Source organism: Shewanella indica (assembly GCF_002836975.1).
GTDB lineage: Bacteria > Pseudomonadota > Gammaproteobacteria > Enterobacterales > Shewanellaceae > Shewanella > Shewanella indica.
On sequence record NZ_NIJK01000035.1, the window covers coordinates 1 to 23,307 of the forward strand.

Annotated in this window: 22 protein-coding genes and 1 pseudogene; 2 read left to right on the top strand and 21 right to left on the bottom strand. The window is 53.4% G+C overall.

Features of this window, described 5'->3' with window-relative positions:
• A pseudogene (locus tag CX650_RS11555) lies at positions 1 to 970 on the bottom strand (IS630 family transposase); the annotation flags it as partial.
• A 573-nt stretch (positions 971 to 1,543) separates the two neighbouring features.
• Here CX650_RS11555 and CX650_RS11560 point away from each other — a divergent pair.
• Positions 1,544 to 2,734, top strand: a complete 1,191-nt coding sequence (locus CX650_RS11560) for a BaiN/RdsA family NAD(P)/FAD-dependent oxidoreductase (protein ID WP_045283940.1) — start codon at positions 1,544 to 1,546, stop codon at positions 2,732 to 2,734.
• Between the two features lie 67 nt (positions 2,735 to 2,801).
• Here the strand turns inward: CX650_RS11560 and CX650_RS11565 are convergent, their stop codons facing one another.
• From CX650_RS11565 to CX650_RS11590, 6 genes are all read right to left on the bottom strand, one after another.
• The gene (locus CX650_RS11565) at positions 2,802 to 5,945 is read right to left on the bottom strand and encodes an efflux RND transporter permease subunit (RefSeq protein ID WP_101095898.1); all 3,144 of its coding nucleotides are present in this window, start codon (positions 5,943 to 5,945) and stop codon (positions 2,802 to 2,804) included.
• A gap of 8 nt (positions 5,946 to 5,953) precedes the next feature.
• A complete protein-coding gene (locus CX650_RS11570) occupies positions 5,954 to 7,606 on the bottom strand; it encodes an efflux RND transporter periplasmic adaptor subunit (RefSeq protein ID WP_101095899.1) in 1,653 nt (550 codons plus the stop codon).
• A gap of 26 nt (positions 7,607 to 7,632) precedes the next feature.
• On the bottom strand, positions 7,633 to 7,953 hold the full coding sequence (locus tag CX650_RS11575) for a heavy metal-binding domain-containing protein (protein WP_045283941.1): 321 nt from the start codon (positions 7,951 to 7,953) through the stop codon (positions 7,633 to 7,635).
• A 115-nt stretch (positions 7,954 to 8,068) separates the two neighbouring features.
• Positions 8,069 to 8,407 carry a hypothetical protein gene (locus CX650_RS11580; RefSeq protein ID WP_251100832.1) on the bottom strand — a complete coding sequence of 113 codons (339 nt, stop codon included), beginning with the start codon at positions 8,405 to 8,407 and terminating at the stop codon, positions 8,069 to 8,071.
• Between the two features lie 248 nt (positions 8,408 to 8,655).
• The gene (locus CX650_RS11585) at positions 8,656 to 9,111 is read right to left on the bottom strand and encodes a DUF2057 family protein (RefSeq protein WP_071237637.1); all 456 of its coding nucleotides are present in this window, start codon (positions 9,109 to 9,111) and stop codon (positions 8,656 to 8,658) included.
• 68 nt (positions 9,112 to 9,179) lie between these two features.
• Entirely contained in the window at positions 9,180 to 9,548 is a 369-nt protein-coding gene (locus CX650_RS11590) for a hypothetical protein (RefSeq protein ID WP_139190722.1), read from the bottom strand.
• A gap of 384 nt (positions 9,549 to 9,932) precedes the next feature.
• On the opposite strand from CX650_RS11590, the gene CX650_RS11595 reads away from it, so the two are divergent.
• The gene (locus tag CX650_RS11595) at positions 9,933 to 10,496 is read left to right on the top strand and encodes a NapC/NirT family cytochrome c (protein WP_025010834.1); all 564 of its coding nucleotides are present in this window, start codon (positions 9,933 to 9,935) and stop codon (positions 10,494 to 10,496) included.
• A gap of 158 nt (positions 10,497 to 10,654) precedes the next feature.
• Here CX650_RS11595 and CX650_RS11600 read toward each other — a convergent pair whose 3' ends face one another.
• From CX650_RS11600 to gspD, 14 genes are all read right to left on the bottom strand, one after another.
• Complete coding sequence (locus CX650_RS11600) at positions 10,655 to 11,089, bottom strand: GNAT family N-acetyltransferase (RefSeq protein ID WP_101095900.1); 435 nt, start codon at positions 11,087 to 11,089, stop codon at positions 10,655 to 10,657.
• Positions 11,090 to 11,093: 4 nt separating this feature from the next.
• Entirely contained in the window at positions 11,094 to 11,906 is an 813-nt protein-coding gene (cysQ, locus tag CX650_RS11605; protein WP_101095901.1) for a 3'(2'),5'-bisphosphate nucleotidase CysQ, read from the bottom strand.
• A 58-nt stretch (positions 11,907 to 11,964) separates the two neighbouring features.
• The gene (gene nudE / locus CX650_RS11610; protein WP_101095902.1) at positions 11,965 to 12,528 is read right to left on the bottom strand and encodes an ADP compounds hydrolase NudE; all 564 of its coding nucleotides are present in this window, start codon (positions 12,526 to 12,528) and stop codon (positions 11,965 to 11,967) included.
• 215 nt (positions 12,529 to 12,743) lie between these two features.
• Positions 12,744 to 13,505, bottom strand: a complete 762-nt coding sequence (locus CX650_RS11615) for a type II secretion system protein N (protein ID WP_101095903.1) — start codon at positions 13,503 to 13,505, stop codon at positions 12,744 to 12,746.
• 9 nt (positions 13,506 to 13,514) lie between these two features.
• Positions 13,515 to 13,994, bottom strand: a complete 480-nt coding sequence (locus tag CX650_RS11620; protein ID WP_101054185.1) for a type II secretion system protein M — start codon at positions 13,992 to 13,994, stop codon at positions 13,515 to 13,517.
• Positions 13,995 to 15,185, bottom strand: coding sequence for a type II secretion system protein GspL (gene gspL / locus CX650_RS11625; protein ID WP_101095904.1), 1,191 nt, complete (start codon positions 15,183 to 15,185; stop codon positions 13,995 to 13,997).
• Positions 15,186 to 15,233: 48 nt separating this feature from the next.
• Positions 15,234 to 16,226, bottom strand: a complete 993-nt coding sequence (gene gspK, locus CX650_RS11630) for a type II secretion system minor pseudopilin GspK (protein WP_039035173.1) — start codon at positions 16,224 to 16,226, stop codon at positions 15,234 to 15,236.
• Complete coding sequence (gspJ, locus tag CX650_RS11635; protein ID WP_039035172.1) at positions 16,226 to 16,969, bottom strand: type II secretion system minor pseudopilin GspJ; 744 nt, start codon at positions 16,967 to 16,969, stop codon at positions 16,226 to 16,228. Before gspJ ends, gspK begins: the two co-directional genes overlap by 1 nt.
• Positions 16,950 to 17,333: a type II secretion system minor pseudopilin GspI gene (gspI, locus tag CX650_RS11640; protein ID WP_039035171.1), complete on the bottom strand. Its 384-nt coding sequence runs from the start codon at positions 17,331 to 17,333 to the stop codon at positions 16,950 to 16,952. Before gspI ends, gspJ begins: the two co-directional genes overlap by 20 nt.
• The gene (gene gspH, locus CX650_RS11645; RefSeq protein WP_101095905.1) at positions 17,320 to 17,895 is read right to left on the bottom strand and encodes a type II secretion system minor pseudopilin GspH; all 576 of its coding nucleotides are present in this window, start codon (positions 17,893 to 17,895) and stop codon (positions 17,320 to 17,322) included. Before gspH ends, gspI begins: the two co-directional genes overlap by 14 nt.
• A 1-nt stretch (position 17,896) precedes the next feature.
• Positions 17,897 to 18,331: a type II secretion system major pseudopilin GspG gene (gene gspG / locus CX650_RS11650; protein ID WP_039035169.1), complete on the bottom strand. Its 435-nt coding sequence runs from the start codon at positions 18,329 to 18,331 to the stop codon at positions 17,897 to 17,899.
• 49 nt (positions 18,332 to 18,380) lie between these two features.
• Positions 18,381 to 19,604: a type II secretion system inner membrane protein GspF gene (gene gspF / locus CX650_RS11655; RefSeq protein WP_101095906.1), complete on the bottom strand. Its 1,224-nt coding sequence runs from the start codon at positions 19,602 to 19,604 to the stop codon at positions 18,381 to 18,383.
• 3 nt (positions 19,605 to 19,607) lie between these two features.
• Positions 19,608 to 21,173 carry a type II secretion system ATPase GspE gene (gspE, locus tag CX650_RS11660; RefSeq protein ID WP_101095907.1) on the bottom strand — a complete coding sequence of 522 codons (1,566 nt, stop codon included), beginning with the start codon at positions 21,171 to 21,173 and terminating at the stop codon, positions 19,608 to 19,610.
• Entirely contained in the window at positions 21,166 to 23,289 is a 2,124-nt protein-coding gene (gene gspD / locus CX650_RS11665) for a type II secretion system secretin GspD (RefSeq protein ID WP_101095908.1), read from the bottom strand. Before gspD ends, gspE begins: the two co-directional genes overlap by 8 nt.
• Between the last annotated feature and the right edge of the window lie 18 nt (positions 23,290 to 23,307).

The window sequence follows — 23,307 nt, forward strand, 5'->3', positions numbered from 1 at the left end:
AAGTTCAGTCACTTTCGCCCAGTCTCTGGTGCACATCTTTATCACTCGCTTTGTACTGCTGACGAAGTCGTTCCAAGCCTGACTGCAAGCATCCACAATGTCCTCATATCCTTTGAAACCGCGATTAGCGAGATGACGTTGGCGTAGCCAACCCCACATCTGTTCGATGGGGTTTAGCTCCGGGGAATAGGACGGCAATTTGAATATCGACAAGTTGGGGATATCAACTGCAATGTCATTGGTATGCCACCCTGCACCATCCATTACCACCACAGCATGTCATCCTGGTTTAGTTCGGTTGGCGATCAGTTCCAGGTGCTGGCGCATGATGTCCTTATTAACAAACGGCGTGATGATGGCTTCAGTTTCTCCTGTTGCGGGACAGACTGCGCCGAAGAGATGCGCGTATTCAAACTGCTGCAGTTTGACTGCACGGGGACGGCTACTCCGTTTTGCCCAAAGTCTTGTCGTTTGGTTTTGCTGACCAAATCTGGCTTCGTCCTGAAACCAAATATCAATCTGGTGTGGTCGTATATGGATAGGTGTGTGAAGGATCGTTTCCAGAGTAAACTTTTTTAAAAGCGTTCTGCACGCCTTGAGTCTGTTTGGGATGCCTGGAGCGGCTGGTTATCCAGCTGAACCCCATGCCCTTGAGTAGCTTGTAGATATGATTGAGGTGGTACTCGACACCAAACTCACTCGATATGTATTGTTGGATATCAGCCCCGGTTAGCCTGCCTCCCTCATTCGATTGTGCTTTGAATTCAATATATCTGGCGAGCCTCCGCTTTTGGTCATTGGACAATGATGGTCTTTTGCCGGGTCGCTGCTTATCTTCAAGCCCTACGAGCCCTTGCTCAAGATAGTTTGAGACCCATGAGTTGACGCTGGATCTTGCCACCTTCAACTGGTTCGCTACTTGAGTACGATTACGGGATTGCAAAAATATGGACACGGCGAGTAACCGCATACGCTTTNAGATAGTTTGAGACCCATGAGTTGACGCTGGATCTTGCCACCTTCAACTGGTTCGCTACTTGAGTACGATTACGGGATTGCAAAAATATGGACACGGCGAGTAACCGCATACGCTTTGGGGGTTTTTTCTTTTTTAGAGAGGCAAAGCAAGCTTTCGGCAGTTTCAGATTTCATGGGCCAACTATAAGTGTTGAGTTGCCTACCATTAGATCAGACTTCAATGCGGATTGGTCTTAGTTTCCATCGGTAAGTTTTTTAAAAGCCGCTTGAGCTTCATCAGATTGCTTGGGGTGTTTTGAACGGCCTTGGCCGGTTTGCGCAAGCACAGTGACCATTATCAATCGATTTTAGCTGGATGATGAGGGTTTGTTGATTTTGCTCGGTATGGACGGCTTCAAAGCCTTCCCAGAGCGCAATGGTAAAGGTAAGATTCGACATCGAGAATGGTTGGTCATTGTTTTTGTTTGGCGACTAAACAATAACTCCAACCGTTTTCGTTTCCAGTCCACACTAATCTGCGATGAACCTTTTTTATTGCCCCTTGTTGGGCCAGAGAGTGAGCGTTATGTCAGTTAAACAGCATCAGGTGATCATTATCGGCGCTGGCGCCGCAGGGTTAATGTGTGCCCTCACTGCCGGATATCGGGGCCGGGATGTCCTCTTGCTGGATAACGCCAAACAACTGGGGCGCAAAATTCTGATCAGTGGCGGCGGTCGCTGCAACTTCACCAATCAGAACATTGAACCGGGCGCCTATCTCTGCAGTAACCCACACTTCGTCAAGTCGGCGCTGGCTCGTTTCAGCCAGTGGGACTTTATCGCCATGGTCGAGCGGCACGGCATCGATTATCACGAGAAGACTCTCGGACAGCTGTTTTGCGATGACTCGGCTAAAGACATTGTTGATATGTTGACCACAGAGTGCGATTGGGCCGGAGTCAAGATTCAGCTGCGTACCGAAATTCTTTCTGTGGCAGCCACAGATGGCGGTTACAGCCTGCAAACCAGTGAAGGGGAATATCGCTGTGAGTCACTGGTGATAGCCACTGGGGGCCTGTCCATGCCCAAGCTCGGGGCAACGCCGTTTGGATTCCGCATCGCTGAGCAGTTTGCCATCAAGGTGTTGCCGACAACTGCCGGGCTGGTTCCCTTTACCTTACAGCCTGAAGACAAGGCCAGGTTTGAAGGCCTGTCTGGTATCAGCTTGCCGGTTATCGCCAAAGCCGAGTGCGGCAAGCAGTTTAGAGAGGCCATGTTATTTACCCACAGAGGATTGTCCGGGCCGGCTGTGCTGCAGATCTCCTCCTACTGGCAGCCAGGCCAGAGTGTGCTTTTTGATTTACTACCGGATCTGGATTTTGTCGATTGGTGCAAAACAATTACTGCTGAATCACCAAAATTGTCGCTTAAAAATGGACTATCTCGGTTATTACCTAAGCGCTTGGTTGAGAGGCTGCTGGAGCTGGGCGAATTACCCAACAAGAACCTTAACCAACTGTCCAAGGCCGATGTGGCTGCGCTGGACAGTTATTTCCATTGTTGGCAGATCCAACCCGGCGGCACCGAGGGTTATCGCACCGCCGAGGTGACTCTGGGCGGAGTGGACACCGATGAGTTATCCTCTAAGACCATGGAGGCCAAGCGTCATCCCGGACTCTATTTTATCGGTGAAGTGGTGGATGTCAGTGGCTGGCTCGGCGGCTATAACTTCCAGTGGGCCTGGAGTTCCGGCTACGCTGCCGGTGAAGTGGTGTAACTGATATCAATCCAATAAAAAACGGCTGCATTGGCAGCCGTTTTTGCTCTTGCAATCATCTACAGGCTTATTCAGCCTTAGGCTTGCTTAAGTGACGACGGTAGATAAGAAGATAGAGCGCCGGAAGAACAAAGAGCGACAGCACCGGGGCGGTAACCATGCCACCGACCATGGGCGCGGCAATTTTCTGCATCACATCGTTGCCCGAACCTGCGCCCCACATAATCGGGAGCAGACCGAAGAAGATGGTCGCCACTGTCATCGCCTTGGGGCGGATCCGCATCACTGCACCTTCAATCAGAGCGTCCTTGAGGTCCTCCACTCTGTGGTATTCGCCTCTGTCCTGCTTGTGCTTGATGGCATTGTTGAGATACACCAGCATGACCACACCAAACTCGGCGGCGACCCCGGCAAGGGCTATCATGCCCACCGCGACAGCGACCGACATGTTGTAGTCCAGCAGATACAGCAACCAGGTACTGCCCACCAAGGCAAACGGCAGCGACAGCATAATGATGCTGGCCTGCATGGATGAGCCGAAGGTCATCATCAGCAGTATGAAGATCACCGCCAGTGCCATGGGGATCACTTGCTGCAGTTTGGCATCGACCCGCTGCATATACTCATACTGGCCGGCAAAGCTGTAGCTGTACCTGGCCGGCAGCTTGAGCTCCTGCTCCAATACCGGCTTGACGGCTTCGATATACTCACCGATGGACGTGCCGCCGATATCGACAAATACCCAGGAGATCAAACGACCATTCTCACTCTTGAGCATAGGCGCGCCATCCGTGATTTCGATGTCGGCCAGATTGCGCAGCGGCAGATAGTGGCCACTCTTGGTGATCACCGGCAGCTCTCTGAGCTTTTCGATATTGTCTCGCAAGTCTCTTGGATAGCGCAGGTTGATGGGATAGCGCTCGGCACCTTGAACTGACTCACCGATATTCATGCCACCTATGGCGTAACGTACTACGTCCTGAATATCGCTCAGGGTCATGCCATATCTGGAGGTCACCTCGAGTTTCGGCGTGATGTCTATGTAGCGGCCGCCACCCACCCGCTCGGCATAGGCCGACTTGGTATGAGGCTGCGCCGATAGAATCGCTTCTATCTGGGCCCCTATCTCCTGCAGTTGATTAACATCGGCGCCGGTGATCTTAATCCCCACAGGCGTCTTGATACCGGTAGACAGCATGTCGATACGGGTCTTGATCGGCTGTACCCAGGCGTTGGTGAGACCGGGCACTTTTACCGTACTTTGCAGCTGGGCAATAATGCCGTCGAGATCCATGCCTTCGCGCCACTGCTCTTTGGGTTTGAGCATTATGGTGGTTTCCAGCATGGTCAATGGCGCAGGATCCGTGGCGGTTTCGGCGCGGCCAACCTTGCCAAACACCCGCGCCACTTCCGGAACGGTTTTGATCAGCCGGTCGGTTTGCTGCAGCACTTCGGCGGCCTTGCTGGCACTGATGCCAGGCAAGGCTGTTGGCATGTACAGGAGATCCCCTTCCTCGAGCTCGGGCATAAACTCGCTGCCCATATGACTCACCGGATACCAGGCACTGGCCAGCGCCACCAGAGCCGCCAGCAGGGTCAACTTGGGGAAGCGCAGCACGGCATTGAGCATAGGCTTGTAGATGGCTATCAACACCCGGCTCAGTGGGTTGCTGCTTTCCGAGGGGATCTTGCCACGGATAAAGAAGCCCATCAGGATAGGCACCAAGGTGATCGACAACACAGCTGCGGCGGCCATGGCAAAGGTTTTGGTATAGGCCAGAGGGCTGAACAGCCTGCCTTCCTGGGCTTCGAGGGCAAATACAGGCACAAAGCTCAGAGTAATGATTAGCAAGGAGAAGAAGAGTGCCGGGCCCACCTCAATGGAGGCTTCGGCGACAATTTTCCAATGCTCTTTGGCGTCGGGTTGGCGCTGGTGGTCCTGTTTGAAATGCTCGAGGTGCTTGTGCATATTCTCGATCATCACAATGGCGCCATCTACCACGGCCCCGATGGCGATGGCGATACCGCCAAGACTCATGATATTGGCGTTAACCCCCATCTTGTTCATCACAATAAAGGCGATCAGTATCGACAGTGGCAGGGTGATGACGGCCACCAGGGTCGAGCGGGCGTGCAGCAGAAACAGCAAGCAAACAATGCTCACAACCACCATCTCTTCCAGCACCTTGTGCAGCAAGTTGTCGACCGAATTTTCAATCAGTTGCGATCTGTCGTAGGTGGGAACTATCTCCACGCCTTCGGGAAGACCCGCCTTGAGTTCTTCCAGCTTGGTTTTCACCGCCTCGATAGTCGCCAGGGCGTTTTCCCCATAGCGCATGACTATGATGCCACCGACGACTTCGCCCTCACCATCGAGCTCGGCTATGCCACGGCGGGATGCCGGGCCCTTACGTACGGTGGCAACGTCTTTCAGCAGCAGAGGTGTGCCTGAGGGGCTGGTGACCCCCAGCGGGATTTCACGAAAGTCCGCCAGTGTTTGACGATAGCCCTTGGCGCGTACCATATACTCGGCTTCGGCCATCTCCACCACAGAGCCGCCGGCCTCGTTGTTGGCCTTGGTAATAGCCTGCTTGACTGAGGCGATGTCCAGCTTGTAAATCGCCAGCTTGTCCGGCTCCAGCACTATCTGATAGGTCTGTTCCATGCCACCGACTGTGGCGACTTCCGATACCCCGGCAACACTCTGCAATTCCAGCTTCAAATACCAGTCCTGCAAACTCTTGAGTTGCGAAAGGTCCAGATTACCGCTGCGGTCTACCAGGGCATATTCATAGATCCAACCGACCCCGGAGGCATCGGGCCCCAGTGAGGGTTGCACCCCTTCGGGTAGACGGCTGCTTATCTGGCTCAGGTATTCCAATACCCGGGAGCGGGCCCAATAGATGTCTGTACCATCTTCAAAGATCACATAGACATAGGAGTCACCGAACATGGAATAGCCGCGCACCGTCTTGGCCCCGGGCACGGCCAGCATGGCGGTGGACAAGGGATAGGTCACCTGTTCCTCTACCAGCTTAGGCGCCTGTCCCGGATAGGCGGTTTTGATGATGACCTGCACATCGGACAGATCCGGCAGGGCGTCGAGCGGCGTGGTACGCAGCGCCTGAATCCCCCAAACCGTCACCATCAGGGTGACAATCAGCACCATCACCCTTTGTTTGATGGAGGCTTCAATGATTTTTTTCAGCATGTTGCCTCCTAGTGCTGGTGGCCTGAGCTCAGGCGCATCAGGCTGCCCTTGAGACTGGCCTCTGAATCCAGCAGGAATTGTCCGGAAATCACCACGTTTTCGCCTTCATGCAGGCCTTCGAGGATCTCTGCCTTACCCTGACTCAGCATGCCGACAGTGACCTTTCTGGCGCTGAAACTGGCATCATCCTGTTTGACTATGACCCGGTTCTCCTTGCCTGTTTGGATCAAAGCTTCCTGGGGGATCACCAAAGTATCGCGTTTGGGGCCACCATAGAGGGAAACCTTGGCCAAGGTCTTGGGCCTGAGCTCCATTGCTTGATCATTGTTGAGTACCACTCTGACCCTCAGGCTACGGGTGATGGGATCCAGCTCGGGATAGATATAGTCAATCTTGCCTTCTATGCCCTTGAGTCCCATGGCGGGGATATTGACCTCGGCGGCCTGACCCACTTCCAGCCAGCTTTGCTCGTTTTCAAACACGTCGGCGATGACCCAGACCTTGGAGAGGTCGACCAGTGACATGACCTCGGTCTGAGGTTGTATATACATGCCGTCACGCACCGCGAGCTGTTTGACTATGCCGCTTTCGCGGGCGTAGAAAGGAACCCGGTATTGGGTCTTGCCAGTCTTGGCCAGCTGTTTGATCTGCTCTTGGTTCATGCCCAGCAGTTCAAGACGTAGCCCGGCCTTACGCAATAGCTCTTGGTAGTTGGCACTGTTGCCTGAGCGTTTCAGGGTATCTTGGGCCAACAGATAGTCGTCCTGGGCATTGACCAGATCCGGTGAATAGATCTCGTACAGCAGCTGGCCTTTCTCGACCCTGTCACCGACAGACTCTACTTTAAGCTTTTCAATCCAGCCATTGACCCTGGCATGGATATGACTGATCTGGCTCTCGTCATAGTCTATCTGGCCGACTGTTTTGACGAACTTCCACAACGTGTCCCTTTCTACCTTGGCCACTTTGAGGGCCAAGGCTTGTTGCATCTGGCCTGAGACATCTATTTCAACGGTTTCCGAGTGACTGCCCATCTCGACTTTTTCCAGATTCATGCCGCAGATGGGGCAGGTGCCTGGCACATCGCTGATGATATGAGAATGCATGGGGCAGACATATTTGATGTTCTTGCCCTGATCCAGAGGTGCAGGTTTAATCTCCAACGCGGGCTTTGTCTGCTGCATGGCGTGCTGGCTATGGTCATCAGCCTTGTTTTCCGTGGCTTTGGTTTTTGTAACCTGGGTTTCTATAGTCTGGGCGTGACCGGCATGGGAACCGGGCTCCTCTTCTTCCTCTTCAACCAGGAACATGTTGCATTTGGGGCAGCGTCCCGGCTCGTGACTGGTCACTTCCGGATGCATGGGGCAAACATAGGTTTTTTGCAGGGCCTGTGTTGGTTCTGCCAAGGCTTCAGTAGCCTCATCTTTGACCAAAAACATGTTGCACTTGGGGCAACGTCCCGGCTCATGGCTGGTGACTTCCGGATGCATGGGGCAGTAATACTCCTGAGTTGCCGTCCCATGTTGATGATCTTTGTGTTGTTCCTGCCCTTGGGGCTGATTGCCCTGGGCCATTGCCTGCATACTCCATTGCGGGCCGACAGCCAACACCAGACTAAGCGCGCAGGCCAGTCGTTGGCGTTTACGGTTTGAATCGCTCATATGCCTCATCTCCAGCTACAGCTTGATTAGTGGTGGTGGTGTTTCTGGCCTGTTACAGGCTCAAGATTCATACCACATTTGGGGCAGGAGTCACCTTTCTTGCCAGTCACTTCAGGATGCATGGGACAGTGGTAGCCGGCTTGTTGCTGTTTTTCCAGGAACATACCGCACTTGGGGCAGGAATCCCCTTTGTTACCCGTCACTTCAGGGTGCATGGGGCAAGCATATTCGGCTGTTACGGCGGCTTGTTGCTGGCCGTGATGATGTTCGCGTTCGTTTGCGAAGCTGGCACGGGCCAGGGTGACAGACAGTAAGGCAATAATCAGGACACTGATAAAGGTTTTCATTGATTCACTCCGTTTGGGATACGGCTTTGACCAGGCGCCGGCTGGCATTCCTAGGGCTTATCCCATAAAAAATTGTATTTATTGGCAGATTTTGGGCACAAGTGTGCCGTGGGCATCAAACTATGGGTGGTTTGATAGTCTGGCCGACAGAAACAGAGTGGAAATGAGGCATAGGCGTGGCCACGGCGGCTTCGGGCAGAGACATCACCGGCCAGGAACCGACGGCGATGAGGGTACCCGCTACGGATATCACCAGACAATGGTTACAGTCACTCTTGCAGAATCCTTTGCCTTCACAGCAATGACTCACAGTGTCGGGAAGCACTGTATCAACTTGCGGGTCATCGCAGCAGTGACTGCGCTGTGTCTGTTGAGGGTGACAATCCATGGTGGCAGCCATTGGGTGTGCCGTGGAGTGCATTTCCCCGGAATGCGCTTCAGCTGTGGGTACCATCCAGTGTCCATTGGTTAGCATACCCTGCCCGAGCAATGCGAGCATGGTAAACAGAACCAGGATGTGGCGGCGAACCGATAGCATCTTGAGCTTGAACTCCAGAGAGAATGAACCCCATTAGTCTACCATGCTTTAAAATGCTTGCCTTGATGTGATTCACATCTGAAGAAGTGCGAAAATATCTTCAGCTATTCTCGGGCAATCATTGGTTTGTAGGCTGACCTTCTGCCTCACTCCACTCTGAAAACTCAGCGGCGCAGCTGTGCCAACCAGTCGGCCATCAGGCCCCCATGGGTCATTACCTCGGCAGGAACAGCCTGGCCGGCTTCATCCACTACTTGCAACTGTGGGCTGCGAATAAAGGCGTTGGCTTCGGCCTCGGTATCCAGAGTCGGTAACTGCAGTTGTAGGCTTTGTTGTCCAGCCACTGTCAGTGTCAGGTAAAGAGGGCCGGATTTGACCCAAGCGCCCGAGTCATCGGCATTGACGGCAAAAATATCCCGGTACTGGAGCTCAACGACATGTTCACCGGCAGCCAGTTTGTGGCTGTCAAAGTTGGATACTGCCTGGCCATCGATAGCCTTGATCGCCAGATTATCCGGCAAGTTTAATTCAGCAGCGAAACTGCCAGGAGTCATAAACAGGCCGGTAAGCACTAACAGGGCGGCGCTAAAACGAGATGCAGAAATTTTGTATGCAGACATAGTGGGAACTCCCAAAAATATTCAGATGTAAAAACATTAACTAAAGCTGTGTGGCCTGATGGCCAGTGTTACATCTGTACTGAGTTGGGAGGGGGTGTTTGCTGTGAGAGTATGGTGGTTTGCAGGCTCCAGCTTGGCAGGGTAATCTGCTGGCTTCCAGTCATCACCAAAGGGTGGCTGGTAGTAAGCAGGCTTACACCTGGTGTGCAGTGGCTGGCACAGTTGCCCATGGTGTCGCAATCCATGCCCAGATCGCAGTCGGGGCAATGCTGCTGGCCTTGGCAGCAATCTATATCCATGGTCATGGTAGCGGATGCAGATGGGTTCATGGTCGCCATCGGCTGATGCTCAGACACGGCTATAGACGCAGCAGCAGGCATCATGGCCTGTCCCAGCGTCATTATCAGTGTCAGTATCAGCAGCAAGCTTCTCATCATTATCCTTTGGGTCTGGCAAAGCACGCGATAGGTGCTTGCCTCAATAGACAGACATATTGGTTAAATAGTTTCCTCTTGTCCAAAATAAATTGTGCATTACCTCTTAGGTGTCGCTTGGATCACATTTATTGTTTCGAGAATTGGCTGTATGTTAATTATTCGATTGACTATGCTTGATTAAGCCTGTGCCATGCATTAGGTTTAGGAAAAGTGCATATATGGCGCCGACTTAAAATCCAGTCGTCAATAGGCCTTGAGAGTTAGAGCTAAGTCTCATTTTGCACTTTTCAGGTCAGATTAATGAAAGAAAACTGGTTTATAATCAAATTTCAGAACAACGAATAGCTCAATATAGATATAAGAATTTTATTTTGGAGAAGAGTGATGAACTGGCGTGCAATCTTTAAACCCAGCGCAAAGTATTCCATCCTGTCGCTGCTGGTTGTCGGCATAGTGATAGGTGTTGTGGGTTACTTCGCTACCCAGCAGACGCTGCATGCAACCAGTACAGATGCGTTCTGTATGACCTGCCACAGCAACCACTCACTGAAAGATGAAGTGCTGGCTTCTGCCCACGGCGGCGGTCGTGCCGGTGTAACTGTTCAGTGTCAAGACTGTCACCTGCCTCACGGCCCGGTTGACTATCTGGTGAAAAAGATCATCGTTTCCAAGGATCTTTACGGTTTCCTGACTATCGATGGCTTCAATACTCAGGAATGGTTGGATGCCAACCGTAAAGAGCAGGCTGACAAAGCACTGCACTACTTCCGTGATAATGACTCAGCCAACTGTCAGCATTGTCATACTCGCATCTATGAAAACCAGCCTGAAACCATGAAGAAAATGGCTGTTAGAATGCACAGCATGAACTTCAAGAAAGATCCTGAAAGCAGAAAGACCTGTGTGGATTGCCACAAGGGTGTAGCGCATCCTTATCCAAAGGGCTAATCATTTTGAGCTGGAAAAACCGCTGCTTGCAGCGGTTTTTTTATATCTGAAGTGAAGCTGGACTAGCGATCGACAGGCTTGATGGAGGGGCGCGATTAAGCAAAACACTCGGTGTTTTTATCTGCAGTAAAGAGAGGCATTGGTCTGGAATAAGGGGGTTATCTTTGCCAGCGCATCAGCAGTCTGTGTTCACCAACACCAAAATAGTCGGCTTCCAGCCCCAGGTTTTCAAACCCCATACGGCTATAGAGATGGCGGGCCGAATTATCCGGCGCTACCGTTAATAACAGTTCATCGACACAGTGGCGGCAATCATCCAGACAAGCACTGAGCAAGTGCTTGCCTATCCCTTGGCCTTGTTTCGTCGGAGATACAGCCAGCGACAACAGCCAGTGCTGTCCAGGCTTTTCGCTGCTCACCCGCAGCAGGTAACCTACCAGCTGACCGTCGACAAAGCTCCCCAGAAAACCACTGGACCAAGCATCCAATGCCTGACGGAAAAAGAAGTCCGGGTAGCAATGCTCACCGAAGGTTGCCAGCTCTAAGGCCAATACGGCATCCAGATCGGCTCTGGATATTGGTCTTATCTGCATTAGATTAATCTCCGGTCAGTATCTTGTCCCATTCGAGGTTCGGGGAACCGACCACGATAAAGTTAGGGTTTTCCAAGGATTCACGCTCGTTGTAGGTCAAGGGTTGCAGCTCAGTATCCATCAACTGGCCACCGGCTTCTTCTATGATGATCTGCGCCGCGCCCGTATCCCACTCGCCAGTGGGGCCTACACGTACATAACAATCCGCTCTGCCTTCGGCTACCAGGCAGCTCTTGAGCGCAGCGCCACCGAGTGCTACAAGCTCACAATGTTTGGGTTGGTTGAATAGCTTGAGCACGGACTGCGGATCCTGACGGCGGCTGACTGCCAGGCGCAGGGCGTTATTTTGCTCTTTCGGTAACAGCTTGCTGTGAATTCGCAGCTCCGCCAGGGAAGTGCGCTTATAAGCGCCGAGTCCCGCGATGGCGTAGTAGCACACCTCGGTCATGGGCGCATAAACTACCCCCATAATAGGACGGTTGTGCTCAACCAAGGCGATAATCACCGAGAAATCGCCGCTGCCGGCAATAAATTCTCCGGTGCCATCCAAGGGATCCACCAACCAGTAGCGGCGCCACTGGCTGCGTTCAGAAAGGGGAATATCTGCGGCTTCCTCAGACAATACCGGGATATCCGGTGTCAATGCCTGCAGCCTGCTGCAGATGATATTGTGGGCCGCGATATCGGCCGAAGTGACAGGGGTGTTATCTTCCTTGGTTTCCTTGCTGAAACTGCCTTGTTGGTAGATCTGGCGAATTTTCTGCCCCGCTTCCATTGCAATGGCGATAACATGATCTATCAACTCTTCTGGCTTCATAACTACTCCAAACGCTTTCCATCGGATAAGCAAAAGTCAGTGGCCGCTACGGCCATTTTTAGGGGGATTCTGTCAGTCTCAGCTGTTTCATCGCCAAAAACAAGGCGCTGACGCTGCGTCCTTCTGAAAAATCATTCATGTCCAGCAGTTCTTGCCAGCGCGCCAGCGGCCAGGGAACCAGCTCTATCGGTTCAGGTTCATCGCCTTCCAGGCGACTCTCATAGAGATCTTCGGCCAGGAAAATTTGCATCTTACTGGCGAAATACCCGGGAGCCAGACTCAACTCCTTTAGCTTGGTCAGTTTACGGGCACCATAGCCTATCTCTTCCTGCAGTTCACGGTTGGCGGCTTCGGCGGCGGTTTCACCCGGGTCGATCAGTCCCTTGGGAAAGCCAAGCTCATAGTTGTGGGTTCCCGCGGCATATTCGCTGCCCAGCAGTAACCACTCACCATTGAGAACCGGCACCACCATCACGGCGCCGCGGCTGGCGCCTTTCATCCGCTCGTAGTGACGTTCCTCTTGATTGGAGAAACGCAGATGTACCTGTTCTATTTGAAACAGACGACTGCGGGCAACAACTTCGGTGTGTAATATTTCCGGCTTCTTCTGCCGCTCTGTCATAGAGGCCTCTGACGCTGACAAACTGAAAATGTGACTCAGGCTACAATGTTATACCAATTCACACGAAATAACAGAGCTGCAGAGTTTGTCTGGGCGGTGGGAATTTTCAGATTAGTCGACTTGGATACAAGCGCTGGCGGGTTTCCGCAGGGTTTTAAACGGGAAAGCTCAAATTGAACAAATGGCAGCCGAGAGAAACCCGGCTGCCTGCTTATTTAAAGACCTGGGATTTTGCCGTTGTAATTGATGGGGAAATATCCTTGGGGATCACGCTTGCCCAGAAATGGCAAAGCTTTTTTCAGATCTTCAGACTGAGCCTGAGTCTCACGAATGCGGGCCTTGACCTCAAGTTGTTCATTGGCCTTGAGCAGCAAGGTGCCGGCCACGCCTATGGCGTTTTTCTCTTCATCGGTCGCCAGTTGCACCTGACCGGCAACACACTGCAGGCCGAGTTCTATGTCTCCCAAGGGATATTGGCCAAACTGGTTCTTGATGCCGACCCGATTGAGAAATACTTTGCCGCTGAGCGCCTCACACCAAGGCTGGCCTTGCGCCAGAGTGTCCAGTAACACTGAGACTTCACCGCTTACCTGGGTGCGAAATGGCAGACGACTGCCAGCCAAGAGAAATTCTGCCGGTGCTTCAAAACGCAGCTTCTCGGCGCTGATAGCGCCGGCAGCCAAGGTGACTTGCCCCTTGGCACTGACAGCACTGGCGCGACTGCCCAGCTGGAAGTCCAGTTTGGCTTTGCCGGTCAGCAGCGCCCAGGGACTGAGATCCCAGCTCAGCTGTTCCAGCTGACGTTGTTGCAGCTTAATGACATCAATACTGCCGCTCCAGATAGTACCGCTGACGCCACCGAGTTGCAGATTACTTGGCAGAGGTGCCAGCGAAACCGCTAACCTTGCAGGAAAGAGTGCCAGCATAAATGCCAGGTAGATCAGCACACAGAGTATTATTTTACTAATCAGTTTCAAGATTACACCTTACGACTGAGATAACTGGATTCGTCTGACTTTCACCATGCCAGGGCTATCACCTTCGGCCAGATCCAGGCTGTCCAGCGACAAGCCCTGTTTCTGTACCAGATCCCCAAGATAGGAGATCAGGCTATCGAAGGGCACTTCATCCATCCAGATCTGGATCTGTTTCCCCTGTGGTGCCATGCGGGTGATCTCTAAGTCATAGCTGGCGGCACTCTGGGTCACCACAGTGCTGAGACTCCCCTTGAGAGCCGGTCTGTCGCCGCTTTGTTTGATACCGGCAATTTTATTGGCTGTCTGTTTCACAAAGCTGAGCATCTGGGTCTGAGCATTGAGGTTACTCTGTGCCTTCTGCTCGGCATTGCTTATCGGTGTCCAGATCCCCCAATAAAGGATCCCGACAGCGACTATCACTGCCATGGCCGCGACCAATTGCTGCTCCCGCTGCGCCAGTGATTCCCACCAGTTACGCAAATTTTCCATTTATTTGCTCCTCAGGGTCAGAGTACTGGTGACCGCATTTTCAGTACTGTTCATTGCCCCACCCTCGAGATGGAATTGACGCCCGGCCAGCTCTTTGAACTGTTCTATCTGGGCGTAGCTCTTGGCCGTCACCTGCATACGGATTTCATTGCGCCCGGCATCAAATCTCAGGCTATTGGGCTTGAGATCCGGCACTTGTTTGAAAGCGCCTTCCAGTCCATCCAGCATGGCAAAAAATTCACCACCCGAACCACTGCCCTGCAGGGTTCTGAGCTGAGATTCCAGCTGCGAGCGCAGATTGACTATCCGCGAACTGCCGGGAACCACCTGACGATAAATGTTTTCGCTCTGCGCCTTCAAGTCATCGGCCTCACTCTGCATCTGATGTATGTTAAGCCCTTTGTTAACCAAGCCAAGCAGCAGAGCTATGGCGGCGACAACAGCCACCCGTTTCCAAAGCAGCAGATGCTTACTGTATTCACGCTTGGGGACATAGGGGCCGGACAGCAGATTGATAGGTGACTTGAGTAGCCCCTTGGCCAACACCAGCATGGGCATCTCCAGCGGCATCTGCCGACACTCCAGATCCGGCCATTGAAATTCGGTATAGCAGGCCAGGCTCGGTGCTGTTTGCTGCTCTTCGAGCAGCCCGGGCAGTAAGGGTTGCAGCCAGTCCTTGGGCATGCTCATACCCATGCCCTCGGCTGTACGCAGCAAGAGTTGATCTTCATAGGCCATCAGGGCCCAATCACAGTCTTCCCGCTCCAGTGCCAGACAATCCGGTACCATTTTACGCACTTTGAGCCCGGCCTCGTTCAGCCAGGAGAGCCAGTTTTGCATCTGCTCATGGGCAACCACGGCCACACTCAGGCTCTCGCCACTGCGGGGGCCAACGACAAAGTGCAGCTCATCAACATTCTGGGCCAGGGTATCTTCAAGCAGGAAAGGCAACGCCTTGAGAGCCTGGCGTTGGCCCTTCTCCGGTAGTTCGACCGAAGTGAGCTGAATGGCACTGGCCGGCACCAACACATCGACCGGCCGATTACCGGCTCGTTGCGTCAGGGTCGCCAGCGACCGCGCATCAACCAGCTCTCCCGAGGCAATAATCTCCTGTTCCTGCTCAGACCATACGACCCAGGCGCAGGGCGAGCCCAGGTTTTTGCCTAAACGGATAAATAAGCGTTCACTCACTATTATTCTCCACAATCCCTGGCCTTGGAGGCTTAGGGGCTTGTCCTGTTATTCTTGTCCGCCATATTGCCGGGTCAACACTTCGAGCTGATTCCCACCCACTATATGCAGCATACTTTCCAATCGGAACAGGGCATCATCTACCCTGGCCTTGGCCTCCAGCTTAAAAAACTTACTGTTGACCACAAAACTGGACTTGAGCTGATCATTCTTACTGGCAATCGAGGTCAAAGAACCCAGCGCCCAGAAATCTTCTATTTTGTCGAAGCCCCCCGCTGGGCGCTGGTTAATAATGCTTTCTGCTTCGCCTACCGAGATCTGGTTTTCCAGCATGCCAGCCAGCAGTGCAGCCTGCTCAACCTTGATGGTGTTGACGTTCAACAACTGTCGGTCATTTCCCGGTATGGCGCAAACATAGGGCTTTAAAATGCGATAAGTCTCTTGGTTAAAGCCAAACACTGCCCTGAGTTCACTGCTGTGACTCATTAGCGTGTTGGCCGCCCGGTAAGGGACAACCCGCGCTTCATACTCGGCATCTTCGGCGCCAAAGGGTGAGGCTATCGAATCCTCATCCAGATAATCTTTCAACGTATGGGTCAGACGTTCGGCACCGAATTCATCCATCCCCAAGGATTCCAGTAATCCTTTGAACTGTCTGGCGGCCAGCGGCATCTTCTGCGGTTGCCCATCTGTCGTCTCTTTGCTGCTGACACTCAAGGCATTGAGGTTAAAACAGCTGCGAAGATCGGAAATGGTGCCGCCGATTTCGCCATTTTCTGCCGGGAGAATGACATCTGCCAGTGCCCAGTATTGTTGCAGATGCACCCGACCTTCAGAGTCATCCAGATCCTGTTTCAATACCTTACGCGCTAACTCTTCGGCCGAAATGGCATACCAGTAAGCTTGGTCATACTGCGCCAGATTTAAGGTTCTGCGCACTGATAACTGATTGCGCCCGGTAATACTGGTCGCCAGCACGGCCACAATCGCTACTATCAGCAGCACCACTATCAGAGCAACCCCTCTTTGTTTGCCTTTCATCAGAGTTCCTCTTTACCTTGGCCTGAGTCGTTACCCTCTTGGCCGTCCGACTCCTGCTGACCACCATCTGTATTAGTGCCGCTGTTGTTATCCCCTTTGTTAGTGTCGCCACTATTATCATTCTGTTTGTCGGCTGCCGGGGCTCCAATCGGCAACAGGAATTTGCGGCTGATAACGCCTCTGTCCTCTGTTTCTATCTCTATGGCGATCGCCTTGGGTAACTTGCTGGCATCGGCTTTACGTTGCCACTTGTCCTCGACAAAAAAGGCGTACTTTACCGATAGCACCTTGTCCATCAATACGGTTTTAATCGGCTCGGCGCCGAATTCCGGCTCTGGATAAGGATAGTACCAACGCTCAAGTCGGCCTTCCTGTACTACATAGGCCACAGACTGCAGGCTGCCTCTTGGCAGTAAGCCTCCCGGGTTGAGCCACCCGAGACGAAAAAACACCAGCGCCTCGGATTCAGAGTCCAGAATATCAGTCCCGGTTTGAAACACAGTGCTGCCACGGCCGCCTTCCAGTAGCCTGGGAGTACGGGCCACCATCTGGCCCAGATCCCGCTCCAACACCCCAAAGCCCTGCTGCAGGTATTTGAGTTGCTGTGAAAAATCGCGGGTCACCTCATCGTTCTTCAGCACAGTTTGTAATACAGCATTGGCTGCCAGGCCCAACATGGCGAAGATCGCTATGGCGATCAGCATCTCCAGCAGGGTAAAGCCGCTATTCCTGCTTGAGTACATAAGAGTTCACCTGAGCGATGATCCGCTCGAATTTGTCATCATCGCTGACACTGATACGGATCATCCGAAAATTATCATCTGTGGTCTTGACCACCTCTTTGCGCCAATACCAGGTTTGGCCAGCCAGTTCGCTACGACCATCTTTGCGTCCAAGAGCTGGAAAGCCTTTTTCCAACCTGGCATCCACCATCTGGTTATCGGCCACCCACTGTGCCAGGGTGCGCTGTTCCAGAATCGGCATATTGGCAATCTGATCGCCTATGCTCTTGGTAATGGCCACCGCCGCAATGGCAAACACTGCCAGAGCGACTATCACTTCCAGCAGCGTCATCCCCTTTTGCCGGGCAAGTTTATTCGAAATCATCGAACCTCCCCAGCTTGAGGCGACCCAGGCTATCACCACTTACCAACACCTCAACGGTTTCGCCCATGCTGTCGCTGGTAATAAAGCTCAGTTCGAAAGCTGTCATTTCGCCACTTGGCAACAGCATGATCTGCGGCTCGGGAAACTTCTTTTTGTCCGCGTCCGATTCCTCGATAAAGGGCTCGTCGAACCAGGAGTCCTGCTCTTCATCTTCCTGCACCAAAGGCAGGCCTTCGAGCTCTACCGACAGTTTGATGCCTTCCGGCAACTGCTTTTCGGCCAGTAGCCTGTCCTGCTCCAGCGGTTGCCATTTGTTCTCTTTAAACAGCACGAAGTGGTACTTGTCCTTGTCCACCACTATGCCGATAAACTGGCCACTGAGTACGGTTTCATCCAGTACAGTCTCGGTGGCCGCCATAAATCTCTGCGCCTCACGGGTTAACTGTTGCTTGGGACCGCTGTCCCCCATTGTCATGGTCACAGCCGTAGCTGCCAGCCCCATCAGCAGCACTACCAACATCACTTCCAGCAGGGTAAAACCCCGTGAGTGCTTGTTTTGCATCTTATTGGAAATCTTGCAGATTCCAGTTGCCTATATCGTCTTCTGTGCCGGGCTGGCTATCAGGGCCTGAGCTGAAGACGTCTATCTTGCCGTGTTCGCCCGGGCTCATCAGTAGATAAGGATTACCCCAGGGATCCATAGGCAGACGCTTAACGTAGCCTCCGTCGCGGTAGTTACGTGGCTCAGGAGAAATGGTCGGCTTCTGGACCAGAGCTTCCAGTCCCTGTTCGGTTGTGGGGTACACGCTGTTGTCCAGCTTGTACATGTCCAGCTGGTTTTCCAATGCGACTATGTCAGACACCGCTTTTTGTTGGTCTGCCTTGTCCTTGTTACCCATCAGATTGGGTACCACCATGGAGGCCAAGATCCCCAGGATCACTATCACCACCATCACTTCCAACAGGGTAAAACCTTTCTGTCTGTTGTTGCTTTGCATTAACTTACTTCCTCCTAAAAAATCTCAAATGGCTGCGGTGAAATAAGACTCAGCCACTAATCATATTGTTGAGCGCCAATATCGGTTGCAAAATTGCCAGAACAATAAACAACACTATCCCGGCCATACTCACCACCAACAGAGGTTCGAACACCCCCAAGGCGATATTGACGTTGGACTCGAACTCCCTGTCCTGGTTATCTGCGGCGCGCTCCAGCATCTGCTCCAGCTCACCACTCTTCTCACCCGAGGCTATCATATACAACATCATCGGCGGGAACAGCTTGGTATTAGTCAGTGCCGCCCCCAGACTGGTTCCCTCACGCACTCTGGCCGTGGCCTCTTCCACTGCCTGACGTACCCGCACATTCAGCAAGACCTCACTGGCAATCCGCATGCCATCAAGCAGCGGCACTGAACTGGCACTGAGGATACTCAAGGTTCGGGCAAAGCGTGAAGTATTCAACCCCTTACTGACTTTGCCCACCACAGGCAAACGCAGCAACAGCTTGTGATACTTGAGTTTGAAGGCGGGCTTGGTAAGCATCTTCTGAAACAGCAGTGCCAGCAATACTATCGCGCCGAGGACGAACAAGCCGTAATGCTGGACAAAGTCAGAGGCGGCGATCAAAAACTGGGTGGTACCGGGTAACTCCTGGCCCATATGTTCAAATTGACCAACTACTTTGGGCACTACGGCCGCCAGCAGCACGGCGATAACGCCGATAGCCACTGTGGTCAGCACTATGGGGTAGATCATCGCCTGGGTCAGCTTGGTCTTGAGTTGTTGTCGCCGCTCTGTGTAGTCTGCCAGACGATTGAGTACGATTTCCAGATGACCGGACTTTTCGCCCGAGGCCACCATGGCGCGGTAGAGATCATCAAACACATGGGGAAACTCGGCCATGGAGTCGGCCAGCGAGTAGCCTTCCACCACTCGCGAGCGTACCGCCATCACCATGGAGGCGAGACGGTCTTTTTCGCACTGTTGGCCTACGGCCTTGAGGGCTTCTTCCACCGGCAAACCGGCAGCGACCAGAGTCGCTATCTGGCGGGTGATTAGCGCCAGTTCAGCCACAGAGATCTTCTTGCGCCGCGCCAACCAACTGCCACTGCTGGCCTTGGCTTCTTTTTCGGTGACCGGGGCGATATCCAGCGGCATCAGCTTCTGTTCACGCAGTTGACTGCGAGCCAGTCTGGCGGTATCGGCTTCGATAACCCCTTTGACTTGCTTTCCGGCTTGATTGAGCGCCTTATACTCGAATGCCGCCATGAATTACTCCTCGCGGGTCACGCGCAGCACTTCTTCCAGGGTAGTGATCCCCGCCAGCACCTTGACCATGCCATCATGGCGAATGCTGGGGCTGTGTTGACGAATATATTTTTCAATCGCCAGTTCGCCACGGCCACCGTGGATGAGTTCGCGGACGTTGTCGTCCACCAGCAGCAGTTCATGGATCCCGGTACGGCCACGATAGCCGTTATGGCCACAGCTCTTGCAGCCCTTGGCGCGATAGATCACCGCATCTTCATCGCCTATGCCCAGGAGCTCACGTTCACGGGCATCCGGGGCATGGGCTTCCTTACACTCGTTACACAGAGTCCGCACCAGGCGCTGGGCCAGCACCCCAAGCAGACTGGAAGACACCAGGAAAGGTTCAACGCCCATGTCCTGCAAGCGGGTAATGGCGCCGGAAGCCGTGTTGGTGTGCAAGGTAGAGATCACCAGGTGACCGGTGAGTGAGGCCTGCACCGCAATCTGCGCCGTTTCCAGGTCACGGATTTCCCCTATCATCACCACATCAGGATCCTGACGCAAAATGGCTCGCAATCCGCGGGCGAAGGTCATATCCACCTTGGTGTTGACCTGGGTTTGGCCTATGCCTTCCAGCTCGTATTCAATCGGGTCTTCAACTGTGAGTATGTTGATGTCGTTGTGATTGATTTCGGTCAGACCGGCATAGAGGGTAGTACTCTTACCCGACCCCGTAGGGCCGGTCACCAGAATAATGCCGTGAGGTTTACGGATCAGTTCATCGAACTGGTGGCGAATGCTGTCTTTCATTCCCAGTTGTGCCAAGTCCAGATTGCCGGCGTTCTTGTCCAGCAGACGCAGTACGACCCGCTCGCCGTGGCTCGATGGCATGGTCGATACCCGCACATCCACGGCGCGGCCACCGATACGCAGTGAGATCCGGCCATCCTGCGGTACCCGCTTTTCGGCGATATCCAAACGGGCCATGACCTTGATCCGCGATACCAGGAGTGATGAAAGCTTACGGTTCGGCTTGAGTACTTCCTTGAGCACGCCATCGACCCGGAAACGCACCACCAGCTGCTTCTCGTAGGTTTCGATGTGAATATCCGAAGCTTCCTCTTTGATGGCTTCGGACAATAGCGCGTTGATCAGCTTGATGATGGGCGCATCATCTTCTCCTTCCAGCAGATCTTCGGTCTGCGGCATCTCTTCTGCCAGGGTAAAGAGATCCATCTCATTGCCTATGTCTTCCATCAACTGCTGCGCCTCGGAAGAATTACTCTGATAGGCCTGAGTCAGGTAGCGCTCAAACTCATTGGCTTCCAGTTTGTGCAGCGGCAGTTCCTGGCCGGCATAGCGACGCACCTCAAACAGCACAGACAAGGGCGTTGCCTGGGTGTAATAGAGGGTCAGCCGTTCCTCCGGGTCTTTGCTGAGCACCAGGTTGTATCTGTGAGCAAAGGCAAATGGCAGTCGCTCACGACTGCTTGAATGAAACAGTTCGTCACTCTCGGACTCGGCGACCAACGCCAGTTCACTGGAAACCTGGGCCAGATCGTCTGTTGGCGGCTGGACTTCACTCATCGGCTTCGCCCTGCTTGTTTTCATCCAGCGTCTTCAAGGTGGAGTCTGTTTTACGCATCTTGGTATCCAGCCCCTTACCCTGCTTGTAACGATCGAGGATCTCATTGACTTCAGGCGGCAGATACTCTTCCTGGCTCCATTCTTCCAGAATAGGCACATCAGTCCTCGGCATCAGGTTGATACCACGTTCTTGCTGTTCCAGCTGCAGGGCACGGAAGTAGTTGTATTTACGGCCGGCAATGCCTTCCATAGTGACACCATCACGGATGATGGTCGGCTTGATAAATACCATCAGGTTCTTTTTCTTCTTGCCGCTGCTGGATGACTTGAACAGATGCCCCAGAATCGGGATATCGCCCAGGAAAGGTACTTTCTGGACGCTTTCCTGTACCTCTTCATTAATTAGCCCCCCCAGCACCACGATTTGGCCCGAGTCGGCCATTACGGTAGTCGTCAGGCGGCGGGTGGCAAAGGTCACGTCCACATTGGTCTTGCCGTTGATGCCGGAGACTTCCTGCTCAATGGTGAGCTTGACGGCATTGCCTTCGTTGATCTGCGGCACTACCTTGAGCTTAACCCCGACTTCTTTGCGTTCAACGGTTTGGAATGGGTTGCTGTTGCCATTGCTGGAGTTCTGCGCGCCAGTAAGGATAGGCACTTCGTCACCAACGATGAATGAGGCTTCCTGGTTGTCCAGGGTAGTAATAGAAGGGGTCGCCAATACGTTTGAGTTGGTATCGCTGGACACCGCCTGTATCAGAGCGCCAAAGTCGCCCATGGTCACACCCCAGGCCATGCCGTTCACCTTGCCGAGCGCCTGGGCCAACAGGGTGATATCGCCCTTGGTGTCAGGGTTGTCGGTACAGGTCATGTTGTCACCCGAACCGGTACAGGTCTGGGAGGCTTTCTTGTCCTGCGCATTCCAGATACCCGCGCCTATCTCCCCTATAGTGGGGCCCAGGTTGTTGAACTGAGTACCGCCGCCGGCCTCGGTGGCCCACTGAATGCCGAAGCCCACATCATCCCCTTCGGCGACCTCGACTATGATGGCCTCCACCAGTACCTGGGCGCGGCGGATATCCAATTGGTTGATCACGCTCTCCAGGGTACGCATCTGATCCGGCTCAGCGCTGATCACCAGGGCATTGGTGTCTTCATGGGCCATGATATTGATTTCATTGCGGCGTTTACCGCCAGCACTGCCGGGGGCTGGTGCTGCACCATCTTTAGCTTCCAGCTTTTGGGCAAACCCTGTCAGCACTTCCACCAGGTCTTCGGCCTTGGCATAACGCAGATAACGCACCTTGGTATTGCCTGTGCTGGCCTGTTCGGCATCGAGGCGATGAATAAGCTCTACTACTCGCTGACGACTGCGTTCATCGCCACTGACTACCACGGCGTTGATCCGCTCATCGGCCACCACCTTGGGCGCTTGGCCCGGTAGCTGTGCCTGGTTGGCGCTGGCGCGATAGAGGGTATCTATGATCCGCACCATCTCACCGGCAGAAGCGTATTCCAAGGGCACCACCTGCACTTCAGTGTCGCCCTGCTTGTCTACCCGGCGCACGATTTCCACCAGCTTGTTGACCACATTGGCACGGCCGGTGATCATCAACACATTGGAAGGATCATAGTTGACCACGTTGCCGCCACCGGCGTTGTCATTGAGCTGACGCAGCAAAGGTGCCAGTTGCTTGGCCTCCGTGTTGTACAGCGCCACTATGCGGGTCACCATCTCGTCGCCAAGTCCCGGGGTATTGTCATCGGCAACCCGAATCGAAGAGGTCTTGGCGTCTTTGTCTTTAATCACCTTGATGACATTGTTTTCCAGCTCGACCACAGCATAGCCGTAGACCTGCAGCACGTTGAGGAAAAATTGGTAATATTGCTCGTCGTTGAGCATGTCATAGCTGCGGACGTTGATTTTGCCGCGAATAGTGGGATCGACAATGATGGTCTTGTTGAGGTTTTTACCAACTATGTTGATAAACTCCTGAATATCTGTGCCTTTAAAGTTTGCCGCATATTGCTCAGACCAAGCGCTTGGCTGGGTCAGCAAGGCCGCGGTAGCTACCAGACCAGCGATAAGCTTGGTTCGAATCCGTTTATTGTTCATTATTGTGCTTTCCTCTAA